The sequence below is a fragment of the Serratia sp. 506_PEND genome (genome assembly GCF_001076875.1).
Lineage (GTDB): Bacteria > Pseudomonadota > Gammaproteobacteria > Enterobacterales > Enterobacteriaceae > Serratia > Serratia marcescens.
Genome location: NZ_JVEL01000036.1, coordinates 46,218 through 52,527 on the forward strand (window position 1 = coordinate 46,218; position 6,310 = coordinate 52,527).

Annotated in this window: 6 protein-coding genes and 1 pseudogene; 4 read left to right on the plus strand and 3 right to left on the minus strand. The window is 62.1% G+C overall.

Translation table 11 applies throughout. The features are described from left to right. Window positions 1–7: 7 nt before the first annotated feature. Together clcA and erpA are read left to right on the plus strand one after the other, a co-directional pair. Window positions 8–1,447, plus strand: a complete 1,440-nt coding sequence (gene clcA / locus ADK28_RS01155) for a H(+)/Cl(-) exchange transporter ClcA (protein WP_048794664.1) — start codon at window positions 8–10, stop codon at window positions 1,445–1,447. Window positions 1,448–1,536: 89 nt separating this feature from the next. Beyond that, entirely contained in the window at window positions 1,537–1,881 is a 345-nt protein-coding gene (erpA, locus tag ADK28_RS01160) for an iron-sulfur cluster insertion protein ErpA (RefSeq protein WP_033641269.1), read from the plus strand. A gap of 126 nt (window positions 1,882–2,007) precedes the next feature. On the opposite strand, the gene ADK28_RS01165 is transcribed toward erpA, so the two are convergent. From ADK28_RS01165 to mtnN, 3 genes are read right to left on the minus strand one after another with little or no spacing between them, the layout of a single operon-like run. Further along, window positions 2,008–2,622, minus strand: coding sequence for a TRIC cation channel family protein (locus ADK28_RS01165; RefSeq protein WP_048794665.1), 615 nt, complete (start codon window positions 2,620–2,622; stop codon window positions 2,008–2,010). Beyond that, on the minus strand, window positions 2,622–3,407 hold the full coding sequence (gene btuF / locus ADK28_RS01170; RefSeq protein WP_048794668.1) for a vitamin B12 ABC transporter substrate-binding protein BtuF: 786 nt from the start codon (window positions 3,405–3,407) through the stop codon (window positions 2,622–2,624). Before btuF ends, ADK28_RS01165 begins: the two co-directional genes overlap by 1 nt. Window positions 3,408–3,429: 22 nt before the next feature. Beyond that, a complete protein-coding gene (mtnN, locus tag ADK28_RS01175) occupies window positions 3,430–4,131 on the minus strand; it encodes a 5'-methylthioadenosine/S-adenosylhomocysteine nucleosidase (RefSeq protein ID WP_004932702.1) in 702 nt (233 codons plus the stop codon). Between the two features lie 129 nt (window positions 4,132–4,260). Here mtnN and dgt point away from each other — a divergent pair, with 129 nt between their 5' ends. Together dgt and ADK28_RS01185 are read left to right on the plus strand one after the other, a co-directional pair. After that, window positions 4,261–5,778, plus strand: a complete 1,518-nt coding sequence (gene dgt / locus ADK28_RS01180) for a dGTPase (RefSeq protein WP_016929068.1) — start codon at window positions 4,261–4,263, stop codon at window positions 5,776–5,778. A 181-nt stretch (window positions 5,779–5,959) separates the two neighbouring features. Continuing rightward, window positions 5,960–6,310 (plus strand): annotated as a pseudogene (locus tag ADK28_RS01185) (serine endoprotease); the annotation flags it as partial.

Consider the following 6,310-nt stretch of genomic DNA (forward strand, 5'->3'; position numbering starts at 1 on the left):
ACTCGCGATGACAGAATCACAATCACAGCCAGTCGGGACATTGAGCCCGCGTCTGCGCCGCAGCGATGCGGTGCGACAGTTTATTCGCCGCGATAAAACCCCGGTGGCGATCCTGGTGATGGCCGCGCTGGTGGGGGCGCTGGCCGGTTTGCTCGGCGTGGCCTTCGATAAAGCGGTGGAGTGGGTGCAGCAGCAGCGGTTGGCTTCGCTGGCGCAGGTCGCCGACTCCTGGCTTCTGGTGTGGCCCCTGGCGTTTATCCTGTCCGCCGCGCTGGCGGCGCTGGGCTATTACCTGGTGCGGCGCTTTGCGCCTGAGGCGGGCGGCTCGGGCATTCCGGAAATCGAAGGCGCGCTGGAAGAGCTGCGGCCGGTACGCTGGTGGCGCGTGATCCCGGTAAAATTCATCGGCGGTATGGGCACGCTGGGGGCGGGCATGGTGCTGGGGCGCGAAGGGCCCACGGTGCAAATGGGCGGCAACGTCGGGCGCATGGTATTGGACGCGCTGCGCATTCGCGGCGCCGAGGCGCGTCATACGTTGCTGGCGACCGGGGCCGCCGCCGGGTTGTCCGCCGCGTTCAACGCGCCGCTGGCCGGCATCTTGTTCATCATCGAAGAGATGCGGCCGCAGTTCCGCTACAACCTGATCTCGATTAAAGCGGTGTTTATCGGCGTTATCATGTCGAGCGTGGTGTTCCAGCTGTTTAACGGCCAGGGGGCGGTGATCGCGGTCGACAAACTTTCTTCGGCGCCCATCAATACCCTGTGGCTCTATCTGGTGTTGGGGGCAATCTTCGGCGCGGTGGGCGTGGGGTTCAACGCGCTGATCTTCCGCACCCAAGACATGTTCGCGCGCCTGCACGGCGGCAGAATGCGCAATGTCTTGCTGATGGGCGGGCTGCTCGGCGGCGTGTGCGGCATTCTGGGGCTGATCCAGCCGGAGGCGGCGGGCGGCGGCTTTGGGCTGATCCCGATCGCCGCGGCGGGCAATTACAGCGTCGGCATGTTGATGTTCATTTTCATTACCCGAATATTCACCACGTTGCTGTGCTTCGGTTCCGGCGCGCCGGGCGGCATCTTTGCGCCGATGCTGGCGCTGGGCACGCTGTTCGGCACCGCCTTCGGGCTGGCGGGGGCGCATTTGTTCCCGCAGTACGGCATCGAGGCGGGCACCTTCGCCATCGCCGGCATGGGGGCGCTGTTCGCCGCCACGGTGCGCGCCCCGCTGACCGGCATCGTGTTGGTGCTGGAAATGACCGACAACTACCAGCTGATTTTACCGATGATCATCACCTGCCTCGGCGCTACGGTGGTGGCGCAGCTGCTCGGCGGCAAGCCGCTGTATTCGTCGATCCTGGCGCGCACGCTGCAAAAGCAGGAGGCGCAGCTGGCGCGGGAAGCGGCGGAGAAAACAAGTAAAGAAAATACAACAAATGCGGTGAATACTTGAACGCAACACTCAGGTATCGGATAATCGTTAATATTAATCAGGCAGCCATAGTCGCGATCTGATGCTGAACAATGTTGGGAGTAAAGAGTATGAGTGATCAAACGGCACTGCCCCTGCAATTTACCGAGGCAGCAGCAAACAAGGTCAAGTACCTGATTGCTGACGAAGAAAATCCGAACCTGAAGTTGCGGGTTTACATTACCGGCGGCGGCTGCAGCGGATTCCAGTACGGCTTCACTTTTGACGACAAGGTCAACGATGGCGACATGACCATCGAGAAGCAGGGCGTGGCGCTGGTGGTCGATCCAATGAGCCTGCAGTATCTGGTCGGCGGTTCGGTGGACTACACCGAAGGGCTGGAAGGATCGCGCTTTGTGGTGACCAACCCGAATGCCAAAACCACCTGCGGTTGCGGTTCGTCGTTCAGCATTTGAGTTTGCCTGTCAGAACATCAACCCGCTCGCCTTACGGCCGGCGGGTTTTTTTATGCCTACCCTTCCACGAGGATCACTTCCGTGCCGTTCTCCTGCGCCGGACGGCCGCGAGTGATGCGCGGCTGCTCAGCGTTCGAGAATAAAGGCGGGCAGCTTGAGATGCCAGCGAATGGCCGCCAGCCGAATGGTCAGGGTGATGAGCATGCCCAGCATCATGGCCTGTTGCAGCGGCATGTTGAAGGTGTAGAACGCCGTAGCGTGCACGATGCCGCCGATGATGCAGGCGGTGGCGTAAATTTCGGTGCGCAGGATCATCGGGATCTCGCGCGCCAGCACGTCGCGGATAATGCCGCCGCCGACGCCGGTGATCACCCCCATGCAGATCGCCACCAGCGGGCCGGTGCCGGCCGCGAAGGCCTTGTTGACGCCGATGCCGACGAACACCGCCAGCCCGACGGCGTCCAGCACCGGCAGCACCCACTTCGGCAGGCGGCGCGGCTGGCGCACCAGCAGCAGCGTCAAGACGCAGGTGATCATCGCCACAACCAGATCGGTGGGATCCTTGACCCAAAATACCGGGCCGTTGGCCAGCGCCATGTCGCGGATGGTGCCGCCGCCGACCGCGGTGACCACGCCCAATACCAGCACGCCGAATGGATCCATGCGCAGCTTGCCGGCCAATAGCACGCCGGAGACGGCGAACACCGCCGTGCCGAGAATATCCAACCAGAACACCAGCATCAGCGGATCTCCGCCAGCTGGCGGCACAGCTGCTGCGCCGCCAACAGGATGCGCGGCCCGCCGCGATTGAACCAGTCTTCGTTCAGCGCGATCACCGGCACCTGCAGCTGCGGCGCCCAGAAGGCTTTCACATTGGCGGCCTCTTTCTCGCCGCCGGTGATGACGATGGCCTGCGGCTGACGCGCCAGCACCTGCTCGCGGCTGATCTGCGGCCAAGGGGTGCGGCTGTCGGCGAAGACGTTCTGCCCGCCGCACAGCGCCAGCACCTGGCTTTGCAATGTGGCGCCGGAGCTGGTGAACAGCGGCTGGGTGCCGAACTGCAGCAGCACGCGCCGTGGCGAGTTAGCGGCGTACTGTTGCTTGAGAGCGGCGAACTGGCGGCGAAGGCCGTCCGCCGCCTGATGCGCCTGCTCCGGGTGCGGGCTATAGCGCGCCAGCTTATCCAGCAAGCCGGCGATCCCTTCGAGATTGTCGGCGTCCGCATAGAAGATCGGGATGCCGAACGCGGCGAGCTGATCCAACGCGCGTTGTGGATTACCGCCGCGCCAGGCGAGGATCAGATCCGGCTTGAGCGCCAGCACCCGCTCCAGATTGATGCCCTGCCAGGAGGCTACCTGCTCCAGCCTGGCGGCCTGCGGCGGGTAATCGGAATAGGCGCTCGCCGCCACCAGCACATCGCCCATGCCGGCGGCATAGGCGAGTTCGGTGGCGTTGGGCGCCAGGCTAATCACCCGCTGGGCGGCGCCGACCGGCGGGGCCAGCCAGAGCGCCAACAGACAGAGCATCGAGGTGAAGCGCAGTCTCACATCAACCGCGCTTGGCCAGGGTTTGCAGCATGGCGTTGACCATCAGCGTGGACTGCTTGGCCGCTACCACCAGGAACTCGTCAAAGCTCATGTGCGATTCGCTGTCGGCGACGTCGGAAATGGCGCGCACCACCACGAACGGCGTGCCGAACAGATGGCAGACGTGGGCGATCGCCGCGGCTTCCATTTCCACGGCGGCGACGCGCGGGAAGGTGGCGCGGATGCGCGCCAGCGGCTCGGCGCCGTTGATGAAGGCGTCACCGCTGCAGATCAGGCCACGCACCGCGTGCAGATCCAGCTGTTTGATGCAGCTTTCCGCCAGCGCGATCAGCGCATCATCGGCGACGAACGCCGCCGGGCAGCCGGCCATTTGGCCCGGCTCGTAGCCGAAGGCGGTGACGTCGGCGTCGTGGTAGCGCACTTCTTCCGACACCACGATGTCGCCCACGCGCAGCGTGCTGGCCAGGCCGCCGGCGGAGCCGGTATTGATCACCACGTCGGGGCTGCAGTGCTCCAGCAACAGGGTGGTGCCCATGGCCGCAGAGACTTTGCCGATGCCGGATTTCAGCAGGGCCACGTCAACGCCGCCGATCTGGCCGGTGTAGATTTCGCAGCCCGCGCGCTGGATGGTTTGACGGTTTTCGATTTGATCGCGCAGCAGGGTGACTTCCTGCTCCATTGCGCCGATGATGCCTACTTTCATAAATAACACTCGCTGATTGGCCGTGAGAATTGCGGCATAGTCTATCATGGCTGTGTATCAGAGATAATGCGTTGCATCCGCTGCCGGGAATTGTTATCACGGGGGCAGGGCGCAACGGCGGAGAAACAGATGTCCGGGATCGACTTCAAGCAAAAAATCAGCTTCCAACGGCCTTTCAGCAAACCGATCGAGGCTGAGGAAGAGTACGACATCGTGCGGCAGTTCGAGAGCGATCGCGGGCGCATCGTCAACTCGGCCGCCATTCGCCGTCTGCAGCAAAAAACCCAGGTGTTTCCGCTGGAGCGCAACGCGGCGGTGCGCAGCCGCCTGACGCACTCGATGGAGGTGCAGCAGGTCGGGCGCCATATCGCCAAAGAGATCCTCAACCGCTTCAAACAGGCGGGGAAGATCGACGAACTCGGCCTGACCCGGCTGCTCGATCCGTTTGAAAGCATCGTGGAAATGGCCTGCCTGATGCACGACATCGGCAATCCGCCGTTCGGTCATTTCGGCGAATCGGCGATCAATGACTGGTTCGCCCAGCGGCTCGATCCCGCCAGCTGCGGCAGCGAGCCGGGCAGCCACGATCGCTGCCAGGTGGCGACGCTGCGCCTGCATGAAGGGGAGAGCGATCTGAACCGGCTGCGCAGCCGGATCCGTCAGGATCTCAGCCACTTCGAGGGCAACGCCCAGGCGATCCGCATGGTGTACAGCCTGCTCAAGCTCAACCTGACCTACGCGCAGGTCGGCTGCATTTTGAAATACACCCGCCCGGCCTACTGGGCGAGCGACATCCCCGCCAGCCACAGTTACCTGATGAAAAAGCCCGGCTACTATCTGGCGGAAGAAGCCTTCGTCGATCGGCTGCGGCGTGAGCTGCATATGGGCGAGTTCGATCGTTTCCCGCTGACCTACATTATGGAGGCCGCCGACGATATCTCGTACTGCGTGGCCGATCTGGAAGACGCGGTGGAGAAGAGCATTTTCACCGTCGAGCAGCTGTATCAGCACCTGATTCAGGAATGGGGCGAGGTGGCGCCGGGCGATCTGTTCGACAAGACCGTCGCCAGCGCGTTTCGCAAGATCGATCGCGGCGGCGCGCGGCGCAGCGCGGAAGATCAGTTCTTCATGTATCTGCGGGTGTTTACCGTGGCGCGGCTGGTGCCGCACGCGGCGCAGCGCTTTATCGACAATCTGGACGCGGTTTATCAGGGCAGCTTCAATCAGGCGCTGCTGGAGGATTCCAGCCCGGCCTACCGGCTGCTGAAAATATTTAAAAATGTGGCGTTCAAGCACGTGTTCAACCACCCGGAGGTCGAGCAGCTCGAGCTGCAAGGTTACCGGGTGATCAGCGGCCTGCTGGACATTTACAGCCCGCTGTTGGCGATGTCGCTGGCGGACTTCACCCTGCTGGTGCGTGAGGACAGCCACCGCGCGTACCCGATCGAAACGCGTCTGTTCCACAAGCTGTCCACCAAGCATCGGCTGGCGTATGCGGAGGCGGTAGAAGGGCTGCAGCATTTATCGCCGGAGCAGCAAGCCATTCGGGAATATTATTTCCGCGCGCGTTTATTGCAGGACTATATCAGCGGAATGACCGACCTTTATGCCTATGATGAATATCGTCGATTAATGGCGGCGGAATAATTAAGCTGAGGAATAATTATCAGCAATTCCAACCGGTTGGCTGTCTTGATTTTTGTAAAGACGGACAATATTTGTTTACTATTGCCAATCATCTGTGCCGGAACTTCAGGCTATTAATTAACTCTGAATAAGCACGCAAGACGGCCATTCTTTTTTGAACGACTTTATAAGAGACACACAGATGAAAAAAACCGCATTAGTTCTGAGCGCATTGGCATTCAGCATCGGCATGGCGATGGGCCCGGTGACGGCCAGCGCCGCTGAAACCGCCTCTTCCTCCACCCAACAGCTGCCGAGCCTGGCGCCGATGCTGGAAAAGGTGATGCCTTCCGTGGTGAGCATTAACGTTGAGGGCAGCACCACGGTCAACACGCCGCGCATGCCGCAGCAGTTCCAACAGTTCTTCGGTGAAGATTCGCCGTTCTGCCAGGACGGTTCGCCGTTCCAGGGCTCGCCGATGTGTCAGGGCGGTGAACAGCCTGGGCCGGATGGCCAGCCGCAGGGCACGCAGCAGAAATTCCAGGCGCTGGGC

Coding starts and splice junctions, on each gene's coding strand:
- clcA (WP_048794664.1), top strand. CDS start 8: ATGACAGAATCACAATCACAGCCAGTCGGGACATTGAGCCCGCGTCTG.
- erpA (WP_033641269.1), top strand. CDS start 1,537: ATGAGTGATCAAACGGCACTGCCCCTGCAATTTACCGAGGCAGCAGCA.
- ADK28_RS01165 (WP_048794665.1), bottom strand. CDS start 2,622: ATGCTGGTGTTCTGGTTGGATATTCTCGGCACGGCGGTGTTCGCCGTC.
- btuF (WP_048794668.1), bottom strand. CDS start 3,407: ATGCTCTGTCTGTTGGCGCTCTGGCTGGCCCCGCCGGTCGGCGCCGCC.
- mtnN (WP_004932702.1), bottom strand. CDS start 4,131: ATGAAAGTAGGCATCATCGGCGCAATGGAGCAGGAAGTCACCCTGCTG.
- dgt (WP_016929068.1), top strand. CDS start 4,261: ATGTCCGGGATCGACTTCAAGCAAAAAATCAGCTTCCAACGGCCTTTC.